The organism is Pseudomonadota bacterium (genome assembly GCA_038533575.1).
In the GTDB taxonomy this organism is placed as follows: domain Bacteria; phylum Pseudomonadota; class Alphaproteobacteria; order Rhodobacterales; family Rhodobacteraceae; genus Shimia_B.
The window spans coordinates 2,118,802-2,142,378 of sequence record JBCAYL010000001.1; the positions used below are offsets into that span (position 1 = coordinate 2,118,802).

Here is a 23,577-nt window from a genome sequence, read left to right on the forward strand (position 1 = left end):
CCACCGCTCAGGCTCAAGACTTCGCCCCACGTGAAGAACTGATGGCCGTCACAGGCACTTTCCGCAGTGCTGCGCCTGAAGAATGGTATGGCGGCTACGGCACTCGCGAATTCACCTTCGCCGATGGCCAATGGCACCTGATCTTCACCCATGCGCTGGATCCCGAAATGACCATGCGCACCTTCCAGTTCCGCACCGGTGGTCCGTTCGAGATCCGCGAGCCGTCCGAGGCTGTCCTTGGCGCCTATCACGGAGTCTTCCACGAGGATTGGAAGCATGTGACGCTCCTGACGGACGATGCAGGGATCGTGGCGGGCATGGGCATGGCGGACTGCGCGCTGACTTACAATCTGGAAACCGATATCTCGAAAACCGGCTGCGGCCATTGGATGCCCGTGGCCGAGTGCGGCGAGGATCACGACCTCTTCGCGATGGACGAAACGGGTGTCTATTTCGGCGTCCGTCCGCGTGACAACAACATGTGCACCGAAGACCGCACCCCGACGGCACTTCTGCCTGTCGTGGCCCGCTACTGAAACCTGGGAAGAGCGACATGCAATACATCATCATGAACTACACACCGCCCGCCGATCACCCGGACGCGGACGCAGTGAAGACCGCCGCCGACGGAGAACTCTGGGGTGCGTATACGCGTGCTCTAGTCGACGCCGGCATCCTTGTCGGCGGTGAGGCCCTGCACCCGTCCCACACCGCGACAACCTTGCGGATGGCAGATGGCCAGCGTGAAGTGCAGGACGGCCCCTACGCCGCAACAAAGGAGCAGCTTGGCGGCTTCTACGTCATCGACGTGCCGGATCTGGACACGGCGCTGGAATGGGCGGCCCGGAACCCGGCCGCATCGAGTGGTGCGGTCGAAGTTCGCCCTGTCATCATGCGCGACGCATGAGTGGCGCTGCGCGCGCAGTCGAACGGGTGGCTCGCTTGTCTTATGGCAAGCTGGTCGCCCGACTGGCTGCGCGCACAGGTTCCCTCGCCGAGGCCGAAGACGCGCTCGGTGATGCGCTGACGAAGGCGCTGGAGACCTGGCCGGAAACCGGCGTGCCCGACCATCCAGAGGCATGGCTGACCATCACCGCCCGCCGCCGGGCCATCGACCGTGCCCGCAAGGGTGCACTTCCGGCGACATACGAACAGGAATTGACCCGTATGGCTCAAGAACGCGCCGAAATCGCCCCTCCCGCCACGGACCCGCGCTTGCCGCTTATGTTCATCTGCGCGCACCCGGCCATTGATGAAACCTTGCGCGCCCCATTGATGCTGCAGGCCGTGCTTGGCCTAGACGCGCGGCGGATGGCGTCAGTGTTCCTGATGTCGCCCGGAACGCTTGGCCAACGACTGACTCGGGTTAAAGCCAAGATCGAAAGCGCACGCATCACCTTCGAACTGCCGGATGGCCGAGACTTCGCCGACCGATTGGCGGATGTGCTGAACGCCATCTACGGGGCCTATGTGGTCGGCTACAACGGCATCCCGGCGGGGGATCGCAAGGCGGCAAGCCTCGCCGAAGAGGCAATCTGGCTGGCGAGCCTTGTTGCGCACGGGTTTCCAAGGGAAGGCGAGGCCAATGGGCTCTTCGCGCTAATGCTGTTTGCCGAGGCGCGGCGTCCTGCGCGGATCGACCGAGCGACCGGTACGCTTGTTCCGTTGGAAGAACAGGACACCAATCTTTGGGATCGCGCCGTTCTGAGCGACGCCGAAAAAGCGCTCAGAAACGCCGCAGGCAACTCGAGTCTCGGACGTTTCCAACTCGAAGCCTCGATCCAGGCAGTACACGCGGCCCGGCACCGGTCGGGTACCACCAACTGGTCGGAACTGCGTCTTCTCTATGCCGGTCTAGTCGGGTTCTCACCAACGGTCGGCGCTCGTACCGGCGAGGCGGCGGTCTTGATTGAGACGGACGGCCCCGATGCGGCGCTGTCTGCGCTCGATGCTATCCCTGAGGCCGCCCGGCGATCCTATCAGCCCTGGTGGGCCACCCGTGCCCACGCGCTTGCACGGCTTGGCCAGAATGGGGAGGCACGTGATGCCTTCGACCGGGCCATAGGCCTCTCCGACGATCCCGCCGCACGGATCTACCTTGCCGATCGCAAGGCGCGGCTCTTGCAAAGCTAAGGAGACGAACATGAAGGATCAGATCGCCATCGTCACGGGCGCCTCCAGCGGCATCGGCGCCGCCATTGCGACCCATCTGACCAAAGCCGGTGCAACGGTCATCGGTACCAGTCGCGAAGGATTTGCTTGGCTCGACGTCACGGATATCGCCTCCTGCCGAGCACTTGTTGCGAACATGCTAGCGCAGCATAGTCGCATCGATATACTGGTAAACAATGCAGGCGCAGCCCGGATCGGTGCATCTGACGCCTTTACCGATCAATAAAACCACTCGGCCTTCGAAACCAATCTCTTCGGCGCAATGCGCACGGTCCGCGAAGTCCTGACAGCAATGCACACCGCCTGGCGGGGTCGGGTCGTCAACATCTGCTCGGTCGTCGGTTTCCTGCCAGCCCCCTTCATGGGCGTCTATTCGGCCACCAAACATGCGCTTCAAGGCTTCCCAACGTCGCTTGATCACGAGATGCGCGGCACGGGTCTCAGGTCGCTGGCCGTCCGCCCCGGCTTCACGCGCACCGCGATCGGCGCCTACACTACCTTCGCCCTAAGCAAAAGCGAGGGTCAGGCGATCTCAGTTCAACGGGCGGTCGAGGCCAGTCTCGCAAATGCGGATTATCGTGTCCTCGTTGCCCGAGCCGTCTTGCGCCTGGTCACGATGCCAAATCCACCCGCCATCCTAGGGTAGGCCTCGAAGCGCGCGGCCTGCGACGATTGCAAGCCGTTCTGCCGACGGCACTTTTTGAGCGTGGGTTTCGAAAGCAGTGCGGTTCGGTTGGGTAGTAGACTTCTCATTGGACGTCCGCTTCGGGGAAGCTGCGCCGCGCCGAAGGGATTTATTGCCAACGGCAGGTTTGGGCCGAGCGCGTCGCAGGCCTGCCCACCGAAAGCCCTGGATTCTGCGCTGCCTCCGAAGGCGGCTGTGCGTCCAAATCGACCAGATTTCTGCGCTCCGACGAATGTCCGCTCAACGCTCCAGAGAAGTATTGCGCCAAAGCTTATATTTCAATACTTCATGAATCATGGAAGCATTGGTTCCTTACCGCCTCTCAACCCTCGGTCATCCGCACCGCTTGGCTCTGTTCCGGCTGCTCATGCGGCGGTACCCTGACCGTGTGCCGGCGACTGAGTTGGCGCAAGCACTCGACCTCAAGCCCAGTACGCTATCGACCTATGTGAACGCCCTCATGCAGGCGGATCTGGTAACGCAGGAGCGTGTCGGAACCTCGCTGCGCTACGCGATCGACATGGATGCGGCGCGCGAGACATTCGACTACCTGCTGCGCGACTGCTGTCGGGGTCGCCCGGAAATCTGTTCACCCCTCACATCCTTTGGCCTTGATGGAGACGGTCCCATGACTGATCGCAAGTACAATGTCCTTTTCATCTGCACCGGCAATTCCGCGCGCTCGATCTTCGCAGAGTCTATCCTGCGCAAGGAGGCTGGAGACAGGTTCGTCGCCTATTCGGCGGGCACCAAGCCGCGCTCAGAGCTGAATCCATTCGCGCTCGAAGTTCTGAAACAGAAGGGGCATGATATCTCCGTTGTGGAGTCAAAGAACGTGTCGGTCTTTCAAGGCGACGATGCCCCAGACTTCGACTTCGTCTTCACTGTCTGCAATCAGGCCGCCAACGAGGAATGTCCCGCCTGGACGGGCCAGCCGGTGAGCGCTCATTGGGGGATGCCGGACCCGGTGAAGGTTGAAGGTTCCAACGCCGAGAAGAGCCTGGCCTTTCATCAGTCCTATGGCGCGCTTCTGAACCGGATTAAAGCGTTTGCTGCATTGCCAATCGCGTCTCTCGATCGGATCGCATTGCAGAAAGCCGTCGATGACATTGCACAAACAAATGAAGGAGCCTCTGCTTGACCATCTACGCCCTCAACGGCCTTGGCAGGATCGGTAAACTTGCCCTGAAACCCTTGCTCGAACGAGGGGCCAAAATTGCCTGGATCAACGATGCCGTGGGCGATCCCGAGATGCATGCCCATCTTCTTGAGTTCGACACCGTGCATGGCCGGTGGAATGTCGACGTCTCTTATGATGCGGAAAGCGTGACGATTGATGGCGTGCGGCTCCCGTTTATCGGCACCAAAAACATCGACGATCTTCCCTTGGAAGGCGTGGATGTCGTGATCGATTGCACCGGGGTCTTCAAGTCTGAGGCCAAGCTCGCCCCTTACTTCGAGGCCGGTGTGAAGAAGGTCGTCGTCTCCGCCCCAGTGAAAGACGGCGATGCGGCCAATATCGTCTACGGTGTGAACCACGACATCTACGATGCAGGCAAACATCGGATTGTCACGGCGGCGAGCTGCACGACAAATTGCCTCGCGCCGGTCGTGAAGGTCATTCACGAGAACCTCGGGGTGAAGCACGGATCAATCACCACGATCCATGATGTAACAAACACCCAGACCATCGTGGACCGACCCGCGAAGGACTTGCGTCGCGCACGCTCGGCTCTGAACTCCTTGATTCCAACGACCACGGGCAGCGCAACCGCGATCACGCTGATCTATCCGGAGCTGACCGGGCGTCTCAATGGCCACGCCGTTCGAGTGCCGCTTCTGAATGCGTCACTGACCGATTGTGTGTTTGAGTTGGAGCGTGAAACCACGGCCGACGAGGTCAACGCGCTTTTCAAAGCGGCCTCCGAGGGCGAGTTGAAAGGCATTCTGGGCTATGAGGAACGGCCACTCGTCTCGACTGATTACACCAATGACGAACGTTCGAGCATCGTGGATGCGCCATCAACAATGGTCACCAATGGAACGCAACTGAAGGTTTATGCTTGGTATGACAATGAGATGGGCTACGCGCACCGCCTCGTTGACGTGGCGCTAATGGTTGGAGATTCGGTATGACCGACACCTCTGCGCGACCAGACGGGCTGTCGGCCTATATCGCCGTGACGGCGGCGTACTGGGCCTTCATGCTAACCGATGGCGCGCTCAGAATGTTGGTGCTGTTGCATTTCCACACGTTGGGCTTCAGCCCGGTTCAGCTCGCCTACCTATTCGTGCTCTATGAGATCGCAGGCATGGTGACAAACCTCTGCGCGGGATGGATCGCCGCTCGGTTCGGTCTGACCTCCACGCTCTACGCGGGCCTTGGCCTTCAGGTCTTGGCGCTTCTGGCGCTAGCGCAGCTCGACCCGACTTGGGCCATTAGCGTTTCGGTCGCATATGTGATGGTCGTGCAGGGTGCGAGCGGCGTAGCCAAAGACCTTGCGAAGATGTCGTCCAAATCTGCCGTGAAGCTGTTGGCCCCGTCAGAGCATGGCGGGTTGTTTCGTTGGGTGGCGTTGCTCACGGGTTCCAAGAATGCGGTGAAGGGCCTTGGCTACCTTATGGGGGCTGCGCTGCTGGCGACGCTCGGTTTTGTTTGGGCTGTCCTAGGAATGGCAGCAATTCTCGCCGCCATCCTGATTGCCGTTTTGATCGCTATGCCGCCAGGCCTGCCGAAGGGTCGTAGAGGCGCGAAGTTCTCGGAGGTCTTTTCCAAATCAACGAACGTGAACTGGCTCTCAGTGGCACGCGTGTTCTTGTTCGGGGCGCGCGACGTCTGGTTCGTGGTTGGCATCCCGATCTACTTCTATGCGGTGCTGTCCGATGGGACTGTGGGCGGTAACCGAGCCGCGTTCTTTATGATCGGGACATTTATGTCGGTCTGGGTGATCCTCTACGGTATTGTCCAGGCGTCTGCCCCACGCATTCTGCGTGCGTCATCAAAACCAGAAGACGAGTTGCTCAGCGCGGCGAAGAGGTGGGCATGGGCCCTTGCGGCAATCCCTGCAATGCTCACAGTAGCGGCTTTGGCTTCAGATGGCCCTCAGACCTGGCTAACCATCACCCTGATCGCAGGCTTGCTGATCTTTGGCGCGGTCTTCGCGATCAACTCCGCCCTCCATTCCTATCTGATTCTTGCCTTCACGAAAGCAGAGCGGGTCACCATGGACGTTGGGTTCTATTACATGGCGAACGCGGGAGGGCGGCTCCTGGGGACAGTCCTCTCCGGCGCAACCTATCAGCTCGGTGGCCTGCCGTTGATGCTGGGAGTCGCAGCGCTCATGGTCGTGGTCGCAGCTCTCACTGCCGGTCTTCTGCGGCATGAGCCTCAAAGCTCGATCGCGTGACTAGCTCGAAGACATGAAAGCGGACATTTGCGCAGCCGCAGCGAATGTGGGATCCCTCCAAACCGGTGGGGCCGCCTGCCATCCGATTTTGCAATTTCGGCGATTGTCGGCAATGCGGGCTGCGACCGCAGGATCCCGACCAGTCGCTGGATGTCGGCTTTGGGCGGGAAGCGGTCATTCGCTACAGGTGTTGGCGAACTATAACTTGGAAGGGAAAGCAGTGAATCAGGACCGCGCTCGGTCAACTCTTGGGAAAGTCGCATCGTGAGTAGTGCTCCCAACAGGCGTATGGACGTCTAGGCGACAGCGACGATCCATACGCTATTGGGAAGACATAGCGTCTAAGTCACGCCACATGCGAGACGCTCCTATCGCAAACAGAACCCCTATCGTCCTCGCTAAAGGCGGAGCGATTGATTTATGAGGGAGTTCGCCTCAGGTCACAGATGCTGGAGGGCGTTCTTTGCACCACTAACGTGACACTTGAGCCTCCACCTTTGATGAATTGGCCAGCCAACGCTCCATCTCTGCCCGAGGCGCGCCGTGGAATTCACTGGGTAGGTTCTTGTCGAAAAAATGTTTCTTGGGATCGAATATAGTAGGGTTTCGAGCCAGACTGTCTTTGACCCAAACAGCCGCTATGCGACCTCGCTCGTCTAGCTCCGCCACGAATAGAGCCATGTCATCACCCCCTCAGATGTAACGGTTAAGTGACACTAATCCGTGAGTTCTGATTCTCGAAAGAGGCTTTTGGCAGCGAAGGATGACGTTGGGACTTGCCGAACCTTTGGGAGGTCCCTACGCGATCTTGGCACCCTGGCTCCATACGCCGGAGAGGATCGGCGTGTGACGCGGCTTGCGCACACGCAATACATCGCCGCGCAGTCCTATCTCCAAGCTTCCCCGATCATTCAGTCGGGCGCTTTGCGCCGGGGTGCGTGTGACGGTTGCGATGGCACGGGGCAGGTCGTTCCAGATCTCTGCGAGCTGGAAGGCGGCGAGGAGAAGGGCCGATGGCACGTAGTCCGACGACAGGATGTCGAGCAGGTCCGCCCGCGCCAATTCTTCCGCTGCCACGTTCCCTGAATGTGACCCGCCGCGGATGAGGTTGGGCGCGCCCATCATCACAGCGATACCGTTGGCGCGGCAGGCCGCCGCGGCCTCAAGGGTCGTGGGAAATTCCGCGAAGCCGACGCCATGCTCGGCAGAGGCCGCGACGTGGTCGGCTGTGGTGTCGTCGTGGCTGGCAAGAACAGCGCCCAGACGGCGCGCCTCTTCGACCGCGCCGGCCTCATGGGCTGCGCCGTAGCGTTCTTGAAGACCCAGCAGGTTTTGCACATGGACCTCGAACTCGGCGTCATTCATCCCTCGCTTCTTGGCGACATAGGTCTTGAGCGCGGTGAGTTCGCGAAACTGGCGCTGGCCAGGGGTGTGATCCATCAGGCTGACGATGCCGATGCGATCCTGCTGGCCAAACGCCGCGAGTTCCTGGAGCAGCGTTTCCGAGCAAATCTCTGCCCGCAAATGCAAGTAGTGGCTGATCTTGAAGACACCTTCGGCGCGGGCGGCGAGAAGCTCGTCCGCCAACTTCCGGGCATAGTCTACATAGCGTGCCTTCCCCGCAGAGTGGATCGAGCCCACGCGCATAGCGTCAAACACCGTGGTGATCCCGGTGCTCGCCAGCTCCGCATCATGGGCAATGAGCGCGGGAAGGTGAGGCCAGTCGACGTCCGGACGCGGCTCGATATGGCGCTCGACGTTGTCGGTATGAAGCTCCACCAGCCCCGGCAGAACGAAATCCCCCGCGCAATTGACGGCGCCAGTGGGGACGTGGTCGCCTTCGGCGATGTCCGTGATCGTCCCTTTTTCAATCGTGATGGCACCCACCTGAACACGATCGCCGAGAATGAGGCGTGCATTAGCCAAACAAAGGTCCTCGGCCTGCGCGGGCCGCGTCGCCTCGGGCACGGAGGGCGTATTCTCAATGTTCATGCGGGATCCCCGTCGAATGGGTTTGCGTGGCTGCTGGTCTGGCTGTGTTGGGCGAGAGGTAACTCGTTCCGGCCCAGGATCGCCGTTGCCCGCGCGATCGTTTCTCCCAGCGGGCCGTCGTTTGAGACATGGCGCACGTCGAGGCCAATGGGCAGGCTCTTTTCTGACTCTGACAGGCGCCGGGCGATTTCCTCTTGGGACTCACGCCCTCGGCGAGCTAGACGCCGCGCCAGCGTTTCAGGCTCCGCGGTGATGTTGAGCACGACGAAGTTGGGAAAAATCTGCGCTGCGTGGCTCAGCGCCTTGCGCGAGAAGTTCACGAGGCAAAGCTTGCCCAGCCCCAGTTGGTACTGCACCGATCTTGGGATGCCATATGCCAGACCGTGGGCACGCCAGTGAATGCAGAACGCACCGTTCACGACCAAATTGTCAAACTCTTCCTCGGTGACGCTGGCGTAGTTCTCGCCGCCGGCATCTGCGTGGCGGGTGATCACACGCTGCACCAGGGTTGCGTTCGGCAGCGCTTCTTTGAGCCCCGCCATGACGCTGTCCTTACCAACACCCGACGGGCCAACGACCGCGATAAGGCGGCCGGTCATGCTGCTATTTCCGGTGAAAAGGCGCTGACGTCGATGACCCGGTCGCAGACGCGGCTTCGTGCGGCTTCATCATGGAAAATGCCGATAATCGCGGCACCCCGCGCCTTTGCGGACTCAATCAGGCCTAGCACCACGTCTCGGTTAGCGGCATCAAGGCTGGCCGTCGGTTCATCGAGGAGCATCGCAGGGTAGGCGTGAACGAAGCCGCGCGCGATGTTTACCCGCTGCTGTTCCCCGCCGGAGAACGTGGTGGGCGAGAGCGACCAGAGCCGCGCAGGGATGTTGAGATCGCTGAGTAAGGCCTCGGCGCGGGCGCGGGCTGTCTCGGCATCGACGCCCACCGCGCGGAGGGGCTCCGCCACCACATCGACCGTTGGTACGCGGGGTACGACCCGCAGGAACTGGCTGACATAGCCGAGCATCTCCCGCCTCAGCGCGATGATGGCCCGCGGCTCTGCGCCCACGATTTTCGTCTCGCCAATGCGGATCGATCCAGCTTGAGACAGGTAATTGCCGTAGATCATCCGCATGAGCGTCGATTTCCCTGCGCCCGATGCGCCCACGAGGGCAACGCATTCACCCGGCTCCACGCGCAGGGACACGCCGGACAGAACGCCGATGACAGCGCTACCCTGGTTGTGGAGCGTGAAGGTTTTGGAGACATCGCGAAGTTCAATCATCGTTACACCTGCAGAACGGAACTGACGAGAAGCTGGCTATACGCATGCTGTGGATCATCGAGGACCTGATCGGTGAGCCCGGTCTCGACCACGTGCCCGTTTTTCATGACCATCAAGCGGTCCGCCAGGAGGCGCACGACGGCGAGGTCATGCGTGACGATGATCGCCGAAAGACCCATGTCGCGTACGAGCCCGCGCAGCAAATCCAGAAGCCGCGCCTGAACAGAGACATCGAGACCCCCGGTCGGCTCATCCATGAACACCAAGCGCGGACCCGTCACGAGGTTCCGAGCGATCTGCAATCGCTGCTGCATCCCGCCAGAGAAGGTCGTGGGCCGGTCATCCACCCGGGCCGCATCGATCTCCACCCGCTCGAGCCAGTCAGTGGCCTTGCCGCGGATGTCGCCATAGTGTCGCGCGCCCACAGCCATCAACCGCTCGCCCACGTTACCGCCGGCACTGACACCCATCCGCAGACCGTCACGGGCGTGCTGGTGGACAAACGCCCAGTCTGTCCGCCCCAGCATCCGGCGCTCGGGTTCCGACATCAGCAGAGTATCCCGCGGGCCGTCCGCGCGCGTATCGAACACCACCTCCCCGCCATCGGGAGCGAGATGCCCCGCCAAACAGTTCAAAAGCGTCGACTTTCCCGAGCCGCTCTCGCCTACGATCCCGAGAACCTCACCGGGATAGAGATCGAAGGAGACGTCGGCGCACCCGATATGCGCTCCGTAGCGCTTCGTGACACCGGAAACGGAAAGCAAGGGGGTCATGACGCCCCCCTTCTTTGTGCTGGCGCACTTTCGCCGGAGGCATCCCATGCGTCGTTAGGAGCAGGAGCCGGCGAAAACGACCGCTGCTGCGTCATCGTGCCGGTGTACCCCGCCGCCCGCCGCCCTTCGCAGTAATCGGTGTCAGAGCACACAAACATCCTCCCGCCCGCGTCGTCAGTGATGACCTCGTCAAGATAGGTGTTCTGCGCCCCGCACAGCGCGCATGTATGATCGGCTTTGGACGCCTCAAACGGGTGGTCGTCGAAGTCGAGGCTCACCACGCGCGTGTGCGGCGGCAGGGCATAAATGCGCTGCTCTCGCCCTGCACCGAAAAGCTGGATCGCGTCGCTGTCCCCAAGCTTCGGGTTGTCGAATTTGGGGATCGGAGAGGGGTCCATGACGTAGCGATCTTCTACCTTTACTGGGTAGGCGTAGGAGGTCGCGATATGGCCGTGGCGGCTGATATCTTCGTAAAGCTTGACGTGCATGAGCCCGTATTCTTCCAACTCGTGCATCTTGCGTGTCTCGCTCTCGCGCGGCTCTAGGAAGCGTAGAGGTTCCGGGATGGGCACCTGGTAGACCAGGATCTGGCCCTCGGTCAGTTTTTCCTCGGGGATGCGGTGGCGGGTCTGGATCACGGTGGCCTCCGGGGTGGCGGTTGTCGTCTGCACCCCTGCCGTGCGCTCAAAAAAGCTGCGGATGGACACCGCGTTCGTCGTGTCGTCAGCGCCCTGGTCGATCACCTTGAAGCGGTCCTCCGGCGTGAGCACAGCTGCCGACACCTGCACCCCGCCTGTGCCCCATCCGTAGGGCATAGGCATCTCTCGGGAAGCAAAGGGCACCTGATAGCCCGGGATGGCGAGCCCCTTCAGGATCGCGCGGCGGATCATTCGCTTCGTCTGTTCGTCTAGATAGGCGAAATTGTAAGCCTGATCGGTCATAGCAGCCCTCGGTCGGTTAGGTCGGCGCGTAAAGCGTCCGCCCCAATGAAATGGATACCGTCCATGCCCGCCGCGCGCGCACCGGCGACGTTGTGGAGACCATCGTCGATGAAGATGCAGTCCTGCGCCGCGACCTGGGCCCGCTCGCAAAATAGATGAAAGATGGCGACGGAGGGTTTGATCAGCCCTTCCTGGCCGGACACGATCAGCGTCTCGAACACCTCGGCGAGTTCGGGATGGGCCTTCACGCCCTCGGGCCACGTTTCCGCCGACCAGTTGGTGATCGCATGGACCGGCGTGCCCTTGGCCTTGAGAGTGCGCAGGATGTCCCACGTCCCCTCGATCTTGGAGGGCACCGACTTGGCATAGCGCGCCACATATTCAGACAGCAAGGCGGCGTCGCGCGGGTCCGTCAGCGTCTCGGCCAGGAGGTCGAAGGACACACCGGCATCCCCAGCGAGGTTCAGTTTGTCGAACATGATGCGGGCGAGAAACGCGTCGCATTCTGCGCGGGTATCGAAGCTATCCTCGAAGGCCAGTGCCGCGTCCCAAGTGATTAGGACCGCGCCGATGTCGAAGACGACATAGTTCATTCTGCGGCCTCTTGCATCTGCCCTGCGCTGGCTTCGGCCCTCAGCTTTCGTACCAGCTCAAGCTCCGCCTGGAAGTCGACGTAGTGGGGCAGCTTGATATGTTCGAGGAAGCCCGTCCCCTGAATGTTGTCGGCGTGATACAGGACGAATTCCGCGTCCTGTGCGGGCGCGCCGACATTGTCTTCGCCCAGCTCCTCCCAGCGCAACGCGCGGTCCACAAGGGACATGGAAATGGCCTTGCGTTCAGAGTGGCCAAAAACCAACCCGTAGCCTCGGGTGAACTGCGGCGGCTCGGTCTTGGAGCCCTTGAACTGGTTCACCGTCTCGCATTCCGTGAGCGTGATCTCTCCGATCTCTATGGCAAAGCCCAACTCCGGGATGTCCATCTCCACCGCCACCGCGCCGATGCGCAGCTCGCCCACGAAAGCATGGGTGCGCCCGTAACCGCGCTGGGTTGAGTAGGCGAGACCCAGCGTGAAGCCCTCGTCGCTGCGCGCCAGTGCCTGCAGGCGGAGCGCCCGATCAGCTGGCATCTCCAGCGGCTCGCGCGTCAGGTCCGGCGGTTCGCTGTCATCGCGCGGCGCCTCTTCGATTAGCCCCTCTTGGTTTAGGAACTCTGTGACATGGGGCACGTCGCCGGCCTCTGCCTTCCGCATGACCGCCTCTGGCACCTCCCCGTCAGCGGCGAGTTTGAAATCCAGCAGGCGGTGCGTGTAGTCGAATGTCGGCCCCAACACCTGCCCGCCAGGGAGGTCCTTGAACGTTGCCGAGATCCGGCGGTCGCAGGCCATCTTGCCCGTGTCGATGGGCTTGGACGCGCCAAAGCGCGGCAGCGTCGTACGGTAGGCCCGGATCAGGAAGATCGCCTCAATCAGGTCTCCGCCAGACTGCTTGATCGCGAGCGCCGCGAGGTTTGGATCGTAGAGAGAACCTTCCGCCATGACGCGATTAACGGCAAAGCTGAGCTGCTCTTGGATTTGCGCGATGCTGAGCTCGGCAATAAAGCAATTGCCCCGCCGCTCTTCGGCGAGCCAGGCATGAGCGTTTTCGATGGCGCGCTCACCCCCTTTGACTGCGACATACATCAGAGCGCCTCCACGGTCGCCACGCGGGTTGTGCGCGGAAGGGCGGCAAGCTGGCTGCCGCTGGTAAAAATGAAGTCGAGGCCTCGCGGAAAATGTCGCCGATTGGTCCTGAAGGCATCTGTCTCCGGCAGCGACAGTTCAGCCGTCGTCTTGATCCCGGGGCCAGAAAGCGCGGCACCTTTGGCCAGCAGCTCCGGCAATTCCACGATCAAGGTGGCAGAGCGATCCGGGTACTGCGACGTCCCCAGCGGGTAAGGTTCGAGCGGTGTCAGCGCAGCCCAGGCGCCCACGGCGAACACGCAATCCGTAGCGCTAGCAAGCGGTGCACCGGTGTGAAAAGCGATCCAGTCGCGCACATCCGCGCAGTCGACGTCTCCAGCCAAGTAGACGGGCGTGTCTGTATCGCAAAGCGTCAGTATCACTGCGCCAGCCGCGGGCGACAATGGCGCCGGTGGCGTGGCGCCTGTGATGTCATTTACAGAGCCCGGGCGCGCCATCGCCTCCATCACGCTGCGAAAGGCGTGGGCAGCATGGCGCGCAGGGTCGTCGAAACCGCCGGTGAGCGCTTGTGTATCCATCAGTCTTCTCCCCGGACCATGGTGAAGAAATCGACCTTGGTCGCGGCGGCCTTGGCGGCGCGGGTGGCTTTTGCCTCGGCCAGCTCGCGGCGCAAGGGGGTCAGCACGGCCCGCTCAACATCCTTTGCCCGCGAGGTTTGCATCAGCGCGTCAACGAGGGCCGCGGCCTCTGCATCCTCCTTGCGGCGGCCCTGGATGTAGGCGTGGCCCACCGTGCCGTCCGAAAGCTTCAATGCGCAGCGCGTGACCGTTATTTCACCCAAGTTGAACGGCGCGCCGGTGCCTCCGGCGCGCCCGCGCACCATGGCGCTGCCAATCTCGGGCTTGCGCAGCCAGGTGGCCTCCGGCCGCGCGCCAATCCCGTCCAAAAGCGCCGCAACGCGGTCTGCCGGAGCTTTTGCCAGTAGGCCCATCCAAGCCTTGCGTGCTTCGGTTTCGTTGGGAAAGTCTTTCATCTCGACAACTACTCGAATTGCTATACAACTAGACACATCATATCACACCAGCCCTGCGGCGACAGATGAGATTTGTGAAGATTGAGTGACACACCTGCCAAAACGCCTGTCTGGAAAGCCATCGCCAACGCCCTGCGCGGCGACCTGTCGGAAGGGCGCTATGCCCCTGGCGACAAGCTCCCCACCGAGGCCACGCTGGCCGAACGCTTTGGGGTGAATCGCCACACGGTACGTCACGGAATTTCGGCCCTTGTCGAAGAAGGATTGATCCGGACGCGGCGAGGGGCGGGCGCCTTCGTCGCCGCGAAACCCACCGACTACCCCATCGGTAAACGCACGCGATTCACGGAGAACCTACGCCGAGCGGGGCGGGAGCCATCGCGGGAAACGCGTTCCCTCGGCGTGCGCGCGGCGACTGAATCAGAGGCGGCTCTCTTAGCCATCGCTCCCGGCGCGCCGGTCCTCGCCACTCATGGGCGCAGCCTGGCCGACGGTCAGCCGCTCAGCATGTCGGAATCGATCTACCCTCATGATCGCCTGCCTGGGCTGGCAGCTTCGCTGGAAGAGCAAAGGGGTGTCACCCATGCGCTGCGCCGAGTTGGCGTCACCGATTACACTCGCGCATCGACACGCATCACGGCGGTGACGGCAGATGCGGTGCAAGCGTCGGTGCTCGAGATCGTAGAAGGCGCGCCGCTGATCCGCACGAGCTTTCTCAATGTTGACCTTGAGGGCGTCCCCGTGGAATTCGGGCGGACGTGGTTTGCGGGCGACCGTGTAACCCTGACACTGGAGGACGAGGTGCCCCCGGCTGAGTGAGCCGAGGGCAACAAGGCTTACTCCAGCCCCATGCAATTCGCGTAGTAGGTCACTGTCGCCGGCCAGTCGGAGAAGATGCCTAGTACGCCGACATCCTGCGCCAGAGCGTCGATGAGTTCGTACATCACACCGTCGCTGTCAGTGACTTCCGAGATGGACTGGTAGTACCAGCCGCCGCCCGTCACGAGCGGGCCAGAGCGTTCGACCGTCCAGGTAATGATGTCGAGCCCCGCCGCCTTGGCCTGTACCGCCAGCTCGGACGGCACGATTTCATTACCTTCGACGGTCACCAGCATCCAGGTCGGCGGCGCGATGATGTTCACACCCATGCCCTTCAGTTCTTCCATCGTGTTGGGCCACGTGGCCGGGTCCATGGGGGAGTACCCGTCGATATTGTATTCATCCATCAGGTAGACGGCCTGCGCGCCGAACTCCGGCTCCGCTTCGATCCAGTAGAGCACGTCTTCCAGGTTGAAGCTCTGCAGCCAGACATCCTCGGGCGGGATACCCGCGGCCTTGTATTCATCGACGAGCTTTTGCGCATAGTCTTCCTGGCTGAAGCCGTTAAAGGGCATCTCAACTGAGGGCGTCTTGAGCTCCGGCGTGAACTTCGCACCGAGGGAGCGGAAAAGCTCGATCGACTCCGCGTGGGTCATGATGGTGGCGGGTTCGACAGAATAAAGATCTGTGCGCCAACCCGCCGTGCCATCCAGATAGGCCTCCACGGTCGTCGCGCTGCGATCAGAGGCGTCCATTTTGGGCGTGAGCGTGCGATACTCGGCCAGCGTAATCTCCGAGGTGCGGCATTCAGCGGTGGCCGATGTATCGCCATCCGCGGGTGCAAACGGTGTCACGCAGGTCGAGGCCAGCGGCGTGGCCAGGATGTTCGTCGTCGTGTGCAGGTCGTTCTGCGCGTGGCGGCAGACCAGCTCCAGATCCTTCGTGAATGTCACATCGCATTCCAGGATGCCCGCCCCCATCCGTGCAGCGGCGACGTTCGATTCCACCGTGTGTTCGGCGAACTGCATCGGCGCGCCGCGGTGGCCGATCGAAAACTCAGAGGTCATCGCCTGCTGGGCAGAGCAAGACATCAGCTGCTCTTTCAACGGGCCGTCGGTCATGCGGTCGATCAGGTAGAGCGGGCGGGGGCCGTAATCGACGCGGTCGACAGACTGAGCAACCAACGGCGATGCGACGAGTGCGACCGTCGCCAATAAGGTGGGGCGAAACATGGGAAGTCCCTTTTCAGGTGGCGTGTGCCCATAGTGTCTCGGCCCGGTGTGACTGCTGCGTGAAGTCTCTGCGAAGGATGCGTAACAGCCGCACGACAGTTTTGTGGCGAATGCTTAGATGCGTTCTTGCCAAAATCTGTGACTGTTTTGGCAATGCCTTTCCCCAAGAACAGAAATCAGGAACCGCGAAGACAGACGCTGCCTTGTTCGCCATGCGCGGGAGCACAGAGCTTCTGGGGACCCGGTCAAGTGTTGGAATGCCAAGTGATATATTGGAGTGACCAAATGCATGGTTTGCCTCATCCACCCTATCGGGGACTGGCTACTTTGAGAGGGTCACAGCCAAATGACAGAAATGTGGCAAAACCACAAAATATGGGATGCACAGGCCTCTGACTACACCCTATTTGGGGCAACGCGCACGCCGGAGCTAGCTGCTATTTGGTGTACTTGTCTAGGAAGGCTACGGCTGTCATGGCGCGGAAATCCAAGAGCGCCGAGCGTAGATTCTTGTGTGGCCAGTCCCACCAGGCGAGGTCGATGAGGCGCTCGGCGATGTGGGGTGGTTGCCGCCATCGCAGGAATGTGGCCGGGGTGCCTGCGACGATCGTGTAGGGGTCCACATCCTTCGTGACGACCGCCCCCGCGGCGACCACAGCGCCGTGGCCCAAGGTCACCTCAGGTTTCACCATCGCGCCCGCGCCAATCCAGGTGTCATGGCCGATGTGAGCGACGCGAGCCCGACGTTTGTCGAACCAGTCTGCGTCAGGCTCCGCGTCATCCCAGTAATCCGCGGAGCGATAGAGGAAGTGATGCAAGGAGGCTGTTTCCAGCGGGTGGTCCGTCGCGCCGATGCGCGCAAAGGCAGCGATGTTGGAGAACCTGCCGACCTCAGCATTCGCGATGTCAGCGTAGCGGTCGCAATAGGAGTAGTCGCCGATGGTGGCATGGGCTACGCGGCTACCGCGGCCGATCTCGACATAAGCGCCGAAAGTCACGTCACTGATCTCGCAATCGGGGTGGATGAAGGGGGTGTCGGGCTTGAGGCGGGCCATTATCAGAACGCCCGCTCTTCGCCGGAGAAGCGAAAGAACTTGCCGGTGTCTTTCAATGTCAGGCGCCGGGCTATGGATAAGATTCCGCGCGCGACATCGCTCGGGTCCTCGTCTGCGTCCCCGCCGCCCATATCCGTCCGCACCCAGCCTGGATCAACGAGGGCCACTGGGATGCCCTCGGGCTCGAGCTCGGTCGCAAGCCCTTGCATCACTTTGTTAACCGCTGCTTTGGAGGCGCGGTAGGCGATGCGGTCGGCTTTCCGGTAGCCCATCCAGGCCATCTGGGAGGAGACGGTCAGGATGCGTGGGCTCGCGCTCTCCCGCAGGCGGGGGAGAAGCGCCTGCGCCACGGCCAAGGGTGCCAGGGTGTTGACGGCCAGCACCTCGGCGAAGCCCGCGAAGTCCATGTCGAGGGGAGATTGCTGCGCGGGCCCGATGACACCCGCATTGTTGATCAGGATATCGACGGGTCCGATGTCTGCTAGCTGCGCCGCAATGCCTTTGGGCGATGATAGCTCCAGGACGACCGTACCGTCCCCTCCCGACCGGGTCGTACCGATGGGCGTCATCCCTGCCTCCCGCGCAGCCGCCATGAGCGCCGCGCCGATGCCTCGGTTCGCCCCCGTAATCAGAACGTGCATGCTAGTCTTTGCGCCCTATCAGCTTCCCGCGCAGCCAGCCGGAGAACCAGTCCATGAACATCACCATCACGACGATGAGCACAATGTAGTAGGCCACTTCTTCCCAGTCCTTCTGGGTCTGAATAGCCTGAGTGAGCATTAGTCCAATACCGCCGCCCGTGATCGCGCCGATAATGGTGGCCGAACGGGTGTTGGATTCGAGGAAATAGAGGATCTGCGCCAGAAGCACCGGAACGACTTGCGGGATGACGCCAAAGCGATACCGCTGGAGCGGCTTGGCGCCCGTGCTCTCCACGCCCTCGATCTGCTTGCCGTCCACGTTTTCCAGCGCCTCGGAGAAGATTTTGCCGAAGGTGCCTGTATCGGTGATGAGGATCGCGAGCGTGCCAGTCAGTGGCCCTGGCCCGAAGGCCCGCGCCAAGACGACCGTCCAGATCAACGCGTCAACCCCACGCACGAAGTCGAACACGCGCCGCGTGCCCGCCCGGATCATCATGAGGGGAGAGAAGCGTTTGGCCGCGAGGAACGCCAGTGGCAGCGCTAGGATGGCCGCACCCATCGTGCCGAGAAACGCCATGAGCAGCGTCTCCCCGATGGCCCAGACGACATCCTTGTGCCGCCACATGTCGTTGTTCCACCAGTCGTAGACCGCGCCCGAGAGGTTGGACTGCTCAGGATCAAGTTGCTCACCGAAGAGAAGGCGGCCCACGCCCACGTCGTGGTAGGGGCTGTCGAGCGTGAACCAGAAAAGCTCCCACCCCGGGAAGTAGTTGAAGACCTCGGTCCGCGCGCCGGTGAGCGTGATGCGGCCCTCAGGCGTGTCGATGGCCACGCGCCGCGACGAGGCGGAGATCCAATCCGGCACATCCTCGGGCAGGTTGGTGGTCACCGTGCGGCCCTCGGCCTGCGCCTCGATGAGCGGGAAGCCGGGAATTTCCACCTCAGTGCGATTGTCGGGCAAATAGCGAATGACATGGCCTGCACCGAGATCGACGGTGACGATGTCCGTCCCGCTGACCCAATCGGGGCGTTCACCGTCGGGATAGCGGCCCTTGCGCTCGCCCTCGATGGCATACTCGATCTCACCCGAGCGGTTGTCGCGCGTCACGTGTACCTTGTGCGACCAGCTGTCGGAGGCAACCGTGACGGCGTTGTCCCAGTTGGCGCGCTGACTGAGGCCGGGGATGTCGAAGGCGAAGAAGACGTACGTGAAATACACCAGCAGGATCGCCGGAACGGAGAAGGCAAAGAGCCGCTTGCGCTGAAAGAGGCTGTCCGCCGCGCTTTTGGCATCCGAGAGATTGGTGTCGACGGTTGTCATTGGGCCTGCCCCTCCGTGAGGCGGTTGCGGAAGCGGCTGGAGATCTGGTCGAAGAAAACAATCGTGAAGAAGAGCAGGATGAAGATTGCCGCCGCCTGATCGAAGCGGCCCGGCCCCCATGCCATCGCATTTCTGAGCTCGTAGCCGAGACCGCCAGCCCCGACGAAGCCGAGGATGGCGGAGGCGCGGATATTGATCTCGAACCTGAGCAGCGTGTAGCTCACGTAATTCGGCGCCACCTGCGGGATGACCCCGAGAAGCATCCGTTGCAGCCACGAGGCACCCGTGGAGGCAAGGCCCTCGACGGGCTTGAGATCCGCGTTTTCGGCCACTTCCGAAAATAGCTTGCCCAGGGCGCCGGCCGTGTGGATGGCGATGGCGATCATCGCGGGCACGGGTCCGCCCCCGAGGACGAAGATCAGCACGAGCGCGATCACGATCTCGGGCACGGCGCGCATGATATCGGAGATGCGTCGGAAAAGCGGGATGAGCGCTGGGCGTTTGGCTAGCCCGCGCGTACTGGCGAGCGACAGCGCGAGCCCTAGGAATGCGCCGATGAGGGTGGACACCGCGGCGATGTTGATCGTCTCAACCAATGCCGGGAAGAACTCCACGATGTAGCCAGGCAGCTCGGCCCGTTTGGCCCAGGCTTCTGACAAGACACCTGCGGGGTAGTCGCCGATCTGGCTCAAACCGTCCCAGAAACCGCCGGCGCTACGTTCGTCGACGATGTTGAAGCCCGACACCATCAGGAGCACGAAGATCAGCAGCGTCAGCCCGCTATAGAGCCTGCGCCGCTGCACCTGCGCCATGTAGTCGGACTGGATCGTTCCCACGCTCTGTGGCGCGGCACCCGCGGTTGCATCCGCCATGCTCATTCCCCCAAAAAATGACCGGCAGCCCCGAGGGGCTGCCGGCTTCGTCATGAAAAGGCTTTAGTTGCCAATCACGGACTGGCGAGCGGCCACGATCGACTCATAGGTCTCGTGGGTCACCGGAACAAAGCCGAGGGTCTCGCCGGCAGCCACGCCGTAGGCACAATCCTGGTCACGGTCGTGCAGGTCGTTGACGAGCTGCGTCATCGTGGCCTTCACCTCCTCGGGGAGCGCCTTGCGCAGCACAACCGGGCCTTCCGGGATCACGTTGGAGATCCAGATCTGCTGCAGGTCGTTCATGTCGACGAGGCCGGCATCCACCGCGCGGCGCAGGGCGCCGGAGTTGTAGCCGTCTTCCCAGTTGCCCTGGGCGTCGGCCCAGGTCACGCCGGCGTCGATGTCGCCTGCGTTCACGGCAACGATGGTCTGCTCGTGACCGCCGGTGAAGCGCACGTCGCCGAAGTAGTCGCCGGGCTCCATGGTGATCTCGTCACCGGCCTGCGGGATCTCGATGGACGGGATCAGGTAGCCGGAGGTGGAGTTCGGGTCACCGAAGCCGAAGACGCGGCCTTCCATGTCCTCGAGTGAGGTGATGCCGCTGTCGACGCGGGCGAAGCCGATGGAGTGGTAGCCCACGGAGCCGTCCATGTTCTGCTTGATGAGCACGGGCTCGACGGCCTCGGGATCCTGCAGGTAGATGGCCGCGTAGGACGAGGCACCGAGCCATGCCATGTCGAGCGTGCCACCGAGCAGGCCCTGGATCACGCCAGCATAGTCAGCCGGGGCGAAGAGCTTGGTCTCGACGCCGAGCGCTTCCTCGGTGTAGGCGCGCAGGCACTCGTTGTTGTTCAGGCGGTCCTGGGCGTTCTCGCCGCCCAGAAGGCCGATACGGAACTCGGTGATCGCGTGGCCGTCGGCCTGCGCTGCGCCCGTGAGGGCCGTCGTGGCCAGAAGGGCCGCTGCAAACGTCTTTTTCATCTTTCTCTCCATTGGGATGAAAATTGCCCCGTCTTTTCGAAAGGGGCTAGAAACTGGCTCAAGCGATGGCTTTTTGGGCCTCGGACCTGTCCAGCGTTTCGATCTCGGTGGAAGTGGCGGCTTCCGAAAAGTCCGCCCCTGCCCCGTAGATGTCGCGGGCAGCCCCAGTGGTGAGCTGCGCCGGCGTGCCGTCGAAGACGATGCGCCCGTCGCGCATCCCGATCACGCGGTCGCAGTAGCGGCGCGCGGTGTCGAGCGTGTGCAAGTTCGCAATGACCGTGCGGCCGTCTTCTTCGTGAATGTCCCGCAAAGACTGCATCACCACCTGCGCGTTCATCGGATCGAGGGATGCGATGGGTTCGTCCGCTAAAATGATCTTGGGATCCTGCATCAGAGCACGCGCAATCGCCACGCGCTGCTGCTGGCCACCCGACAGAGCCTCGGCACGTTTTGGTGCCTGCTCCGCGATGCCCAGGCGATCAAGGATCTCGATGGCCTTATGGATGTCCGCCTGGGGGTAGAGGTTAAACATCGTCGCCAGCGTGGAACGGCGGTTCAGTGTGCCATGGAGCACGTTCGACACCACGTCCATACGCGGAACGAGATTGAACTGCTGAAAGATCATTGCACAGCGCGACTGCCAGTTTCGCCGCGCGGCCCCCGTGAGGCCTGTGATCTCTTCACCTTCGAAGGTGACGGTGCCGTCTGATGCATCCGTCAGCCGGTTTAGCATCCTCAGAAGCGTGCTTTTTCCCGCGCCAGACCGCCCGATAATCCCGATCATGGCGGGCGCGTCCACGCCAATGTTGGCCGCATCCACGGCCGTATTCGGCCCAAATCTCTTGGTCAGGTTCTCGATGTTCAGCATATCGCCCCCACGTGCTGGCGGGAGGCGTAGGGTCGTTATGCGAAGGAATGATGATGTTTTTGAATCGGTTTCTTGATGTTAGCGTAAGAGAATTGTGACAACGCATCTTTGAAGGTCAGTTAGCCTAATCGGTGAGTGCGGAAGGCAACTTTCTCTAGAATTGTCATATTTCCGTTACAAAGACCGCGCGACTCGGTTAGCGTCGCGTCATGCGTCACCTATTTGCCGTTCTGATGCTCTGTGCAGCTTTTTTCGCCACGGCCAGCTATGCGGCCACTAGCGACGTAAGTTGTGATGACCGGTCCCGCATGACCGACATCTTGACGCGGACCCTCCAGGCGGAGCGATATGGCACCGGGGTCCGCGATCCGGACACGACGGTGGAGGTCTGGGTGTCGCCAACAAACGGCGACTGGATCATCGTTCAGCACTACGCAACGGGAACATCCTGCATCGTGGCCCTCGGAGAGTATTGGGAGGCACGCGTGCCAAATCCGGCCTAAGCAGCAATCGCGGGCACTGCTTTTCAGGGGCATTCGAATGACACTGTAAGGCCGGAAGACTTGGCAGCCACATTTTACTCAGGTGTTCAGGGCTACTGGGGAATGCGCATGTCGTAGTGGTTTCTCAGACTTGAGGCTTTCATTCGCCCTGCACTAAAGTCCGTTACCATGTCCGCTTCGACGGGCTGCGCCGCAGCAAAACGATGTCGGTCCAACGGCGCTTTTGCGCGTTCCTGAACGCCTTGGGCTACTGATACCATGGCCAGCGCCGCCACGATCCTGATGACTTCAAGGGCCCGCTGCGGAAGTCTTAATGCTTTGCTGCGTGCGCTCGCAGTGCGAGAATCTCTGCAGGTGCGTCGTCTGTCGCCGCAACTCGGCGTCATACTTGGCTATGCGAAAAGCGCGCAGAGAGGTCAGTCAGGGCAATTCATAGATAGCGCTACTTCGCTGCTGCTCATGACCGAGTAGTGATTGGCTGCAGCCGGTTCAGTCAATCAATTCTAAAGATCGCAGTTTTTGCGTTGGCAGCGAAAGACTGCAATGCCTTCGGCAAACGCTGTACCAGTCTTTGTCGTTCAAGGTCCGCTAGGGGCACCAGTGAAGGCGACCCATCTACGCTAGATTTCACGGACCTCGGCAATTGCTTAAGCGTCCTCAAGTTCGACGCCAAGGTAACGGACTGTGCTGTCCATCTTGGAGTGTCCAAGCAGAAGCTGGACCGCGCGTAAGGTGCCCGTCTTCTTTTAGATCTGGGTCACCTTAGTTCGTCGCAAGGGGTGCTTTCCGTATGCGCTCGTCTCTACGCTATCGATGTGACCCAATCTCGGACAATTCTTGCATATTGACGTGTCAAGATTTGGAGACGTTCGTGGAACCGTCCAGGCCAAATATACTCGGATCCCACCAACGTTTGTCTTCCACCCATTTCGCGCCCCAGGCTCAGGTGCCGTCCGAAATTTCGAAGCGCACCGGTTTCTAAGCTTTGCTTTGCAGAGCAGAAGCTCTTTCCTTGATCTGGCCAGAGGCCATGACATCGACGACTTTCATCTTCACCAAGTCACAGCCGCGAAGCTTACTTTCGATCGCTATGTTTTACAGAGCGAGGTCGCGTTGGTTCTACGCGAGTTCAAGCCGAACCCTAATCGCCCAGACGTGTTTGGGCTTGAGTGGCCATTTCTGACCAACAACCCGGCCCTTATTCGACGCGGGTTGAAGTGCGCGGATGGCGGGTAAGTTTGGTGTTTGCATGACCGATCATTCAATCTGCCATGCGCTCCCGAAACGACCACCCGACATTGACCTTGCCAGCATCTCACAGAATG

At 61.5% G+C, this 23,577-nt stretch carries 25 protein-coding genes and 2 pseudogenes; 10 read left to right on the forward strand and 17 right to left on the reverse strand.

Annotation, left to right across the window (positions count from 1 at the left end):
- Positions 1–41 precede the first annotated feature (41 nt).
- The 7 genes and pseudogenes from AAFM92_10680 (at position 42) to arsJ (ending at position 6,264) form a co-directional block, all read left to right on the forward strand.
- Positions 42–536, forward strand: a complete 495-nt coding sequence (locus AAFM92_10680; protein ID MEL7300839.1) for a hypothetical protein — start codon at positions 42–44, stop codon at positions 534–536.
- A gap of 17 nt (positions 537–553) precedes the next feature.
- Positions 554–907, forward strand: coding sequence for a YciI family protein (locus AAFM92_10685; protein ID MEL7300840.1), 354 nt, complete (start codon positions 554–556; stop codon positions 905–907).
- Complete coding sequence (locus AAFM92_10690; GenBank protein MEL7300841.1) at positions 904–2,133, forward strand: DUF6596 domain-containing protein; 1,230 nt, start codon at positions 904–906, stop codon at positions 2,131–2,133. Before AAFM92_10685 ends, AAFM92_10690 begins: the two co-directional genes overlap by 4 nt.
- 10 nt (positions 2,134–2,143) lie before the next feature.
- A pseudogene (locus AAFM92_10695) lies at positions 2,144–2,818 on the forward strand (SDR family NAD(P)-dependent oxidoreductase).
- 334 nt (positions 2,819–3,152) lie between these two features.
- Complete coding sequence (locus tag AAFM92_10700) at positions 3,153–3,998, forward strand: helix-turn-helix domain-containing protein (protein MEL7300842.1); 846 nt, start codon at positions 3,153–3,155, stop codon at positions 3,996–3,998.
- The gene (locus AAFM92_10705) at positions 3,995–4,993 is read left to right on the forward strand and encodes an ArsJ-associated glyceraldehyde-3-phosphate dehydrogenase (protein MEL7300843.1); all 999 of its coding nucleotides are present in this window, start codon (positions 3,995–3,997) and stop codon (positions 4,991–4,993) included. Before AAFM92_10700 ends, AAFM92_10705 begins: the two co-directional genes overlap by 4 nt.
- Positions 4,990–6,264: an organoarsenical effux MFS transporter ArsJ gene (arsJ, locus tag AAFM92_10710; GenBank protein MEL7300844.1), complete on the forward strand. Its 1,275-nt coding sequence runs from the start codon at positions 4,990–4,992 to the stop codon at positions 6,262–6,264. Before AAFM92_10705 ends, arsJ begins: the two co-directional genes overlap by 4 nt.
- A gap of 798 nt (positions 6,265–7,062) precedes the next feature.
- Here the strand turns inward: arsJ and AAFM92_10715 are convergent.
- The 9 genes from AAFM92_10715 to phnG are packed head-to-tail and all read right to left on the reverse strand — an operon-like array spanning position 7,063 to position 13,960.
- Positions 7,063–8,256: an alpha-D-ribose 1-methylphosphonate 5-triphosphate diphosphatase gene (locus AAFM92_10715; GenBank protein ID MEL7300845.1), complete on the reverse strand. Its 1,194-nt coding sequence runs from the start codon at positions 8,254–8,256 to the stop codon at positions 7,063–7,065.
- Positions 8,253–8,855, reverse strand: a complete 603-nt coding sequence (gene phnN / locus AAFM92_10720; GenBank protein ID MEL7300846.1) for a phosphonate metabolism protein/1,5-bisphosphokinase (PRPP-forming) PhnN — start codon at positions 8,853–8,855, stop codon at positions 8,253–8,255. Before phnN ends, AAFM92_10715 begins: the two co-directional genes overlap by 4 nt.
- Positions 8,852–9,535 (reverse strand): phosphonate C-P lyase system protein PhnL, encoded by a 684-nt coding sequence (phnL, locus tag AAFM92_10725; protein MEL7300847.1) that lies wholly within the window; start codon positions 9,533–9,535, stop codon positions 8,852–8,854. The genes phnN and phnL overlap by 4 nt, the downstream gene beginning before the upstream one ends.
- Positions 9,536–9,537: 2 nt before the next feature.
- Positions 9,538–10,308: a phosphonate C-P lyase system protein PhnK gene (gene phnK / locus AAFM92_10730; GenBank protein MEL7300848.1), complete on the reverse strand. Its 771-nt coding sequence runs from the start codon at positions 10,306–10,308 to the stop codon at positions 9,538–9,540.
- Positions 10,305–11,249 carry an alpha-D-ribose 1-methylphosphonate 5-phosphate C-P-lyase PhnJ gene (locus AAFM92_10735; protein MEL7300849.1) on the reverse strand — a complete coding sequence of 315 codons (945 nt, stop codon included), beginning with the start codon at positions 11,247–11,249 and terminating at the stop codon, positions 10,305–10,307. Before AAFM92_10735 ends, phnK begins: the two co-directional genes overlap by 4 nt.
- Positions 11,246–11,842: an HAD family phosphatase gene (locus tag AAFM92_10740; GenBank protein MEL7300850.1), complete on the reverse strand. Its 597-nt coding sequence runs from the start codon at positions 11,840–11,842 to the stop codon at positions 11,246–11,248. The genes AAFM92_10735 and AAFM92_10740 overlap by 4 nt, the downstream gene beginning before the upstream one ends.
- Positions 11,839–12,927: a carbon-phosphorus lyase complex subunit PhnI gene (locus AAFM92_10745; protein ID MEL7300851.1), complete on the reverse strand. Its 1,089-nt coding sequence runs from the start codon at positions 12,925–12,927 to the stop codon at positions 11,839–11,841. Before AAFM92_10745 ends, AAFM92_10740 begins: the two co-directional genes overlap by 4 nt.
- Positions 12,927–13,505: a phosphonate C-P lyase system protein PhnH gene (gene phnH, locus AAFM92_10750; protein ID MEL7300852.1), complete on the reverse strand. Its 579-nt coding sequence runs from the start codon at positions 13,503–13,505 to the stop codon at positions 12,927–12,929. The genes AAFM92_10745 and phnH overlap by 1 nt, the downstream gene beginning before the upstream one ends.
- Positions 13,505–13,960 (reverse strand): phosphonate C-P lyase system protein PhnG, encoded by a 456-nt coding sequence (phnG, locus tag AAFM92_10755; GenBank protein MEL7300853.1) that lies wholly within the window; start codon positions 13,958–13,960, stop codon positions 13,505–13,507. The genes phnH and phnG overlap by 1 nt, the downstream gene beginning before the upstream one ends.
- Before the next feature lie 81 nt (positions 13,961–14,041).
- On the opposite strand from phnG, the gene phnF reads away from it, so the two are divergent.
- On the forward strand, positions 14,042–14,779 hold the full coding sequence (phnF, locus tag AAFM92_10760) for a phosphonate metabolism transcriptional regulator PhnF (protein ID MEL7300854.1): 738 nt from the start codon (positions 14,042–14,044) through the stop codon (positions 14,777–14,779).
- 17 nt (positions 14,780–14,796) lie between these two features.
- Here phnF and AAFM92_10765 read toward each other — a convergent pair whose 3' ends face one another.
- From AAFM92_10765 to phnC, 7 genes are all read right to left on the reverse strand, one after another.
- Positions 14,797–16,011 carry a glycerophosphodiester phosphodiesterase family protein gene (locus tag AAFM92_10765; protein MEL7300855.1) on the reverse strand — a complete coding sequence of 405 codons (1,215 nt, stop codon included), beginning with the start codon at positions 16,009–16,011 and terminating at the stop codon, positions 14,797–14,799.
- Between the two features lie 437 nt (positions 16,012–16,448).
- A complete protein-coding gene (locus tag AAFM92_10770; GenBank protein MEL7300856.1) occupies positions 16,449–17,066 on the reverse strand; it encodes a DapH/DapD/GlmU-related protein in 618 nt (205 codons plus the stop codon).
- A gap of 2 nt (positions 17,067–17,068) precedes the next feature.
- Positions 17,069–17,707, reverse strand: coding sequence for an SDR family NAD(P)-dependent oxidoreductase (locus tag AAFM92_10775; GenBank protein ID MEL7300857.1), 639 nt, complete (start codon positions 17,705–17,707; stop codon positions 17,069–17,071).
- Position 17,708: 1 nt separating this feature from the next.
- A complete protein-coding gene (phnE, locus tag AAFM92_10780) occupies positions 17,709–19,028 on the reverse strand; it encodes a phosphonate ABC transporter, permease protein PhnE (protein MEL7300858.1) in 1,320 nt (439 codons plus the stop codon).
- Positions 19,025–19,900, reverse strand: a complete 876-nt coding sequence (gene phnE, locus AAFM92_10785; GenBank protein MEL7300859.1) for a phosphonate ABC transporter, permease protein PhnE — start codon at positions 19,898–19,900, stop codon at positions 19,025–19,027. The genes phnE (AAFM92_10780) and phnE (AAFM92_10785) overlap by 4 nt, the downstream gene beginning before the upstream one ends.
- A gap of 63 nt (positions 19,901–19,963) precedes the next feature.
- Positions 19,964–20,881, reverse strand: coding sequence for a phosphonate ABC transporter substrate-binding protein (phnD, locus tag AAFM92_10790; protein ID MEL7300860.1), 918 nt, complete (start codon positions 20,879–20,881; stop codon positions 19,964–19,966).
- A gap of 58 nt (positions 20,882–20,939) precedes the next feature.
- The gene (gene phnC / locus AAFM92_10795; GenBank protein MEL7300861.1) at positions 20,940–21,749 is read right to left on the reverse strand and encodes a phosphonate ABC transporter ATP-binding protein; all 810 of its coding nucleotides are present in this window, start codon (positions 21,747–21,749) and stop codon (positions 20,940–20,942) included.
- Between the two features lie 308 nt (positions 21,750–22,057).
- Between phnC and AAFM92_10800 the strand changes: the two genes are divergently transcribed.
- Together AAFM92_10800 and AAFM92_10805 are read left to right on the forward strand one after the other, a co-directional pair.
- Positions 22,058–22,252 (forward strand): hypothetical protein, encoded by a 195-nt coding sequence (locus AAFM92_10800; GenBank protein MEL7300862.1) that lies wholly within the window; start codon positions 22,058–22,060, stop codon positions 22,250–22,252.
- 258 nt (positions 22,253–22,510) lie between these two features.
- Positions 22,511–22,723 carry a hypothetical protein gene (locus AAFM92_10805; GenBank protein MEL7300863.1) on the forward strand — a complete coding sequence of 71 codons (213 nt, stop codon included), beginning with the start codon at positions 22,511–22,513 and terminating at the stop codon, positions 22,721–22,723.
- Between the two features lie 176 nt (positions 22,724–22,899).
- Here the strand turns inward: AAFM92_10805 and AAFM92_10810 are convergent.
- Positions 22,900–23,353 (reverse strand): annotated as a pseudogene (locus tag AAFM92_10810) (tyrosine-type recombinase/integrase).
- Positions 23,354–23,577 lie beyond the last annotated feature (224 nt).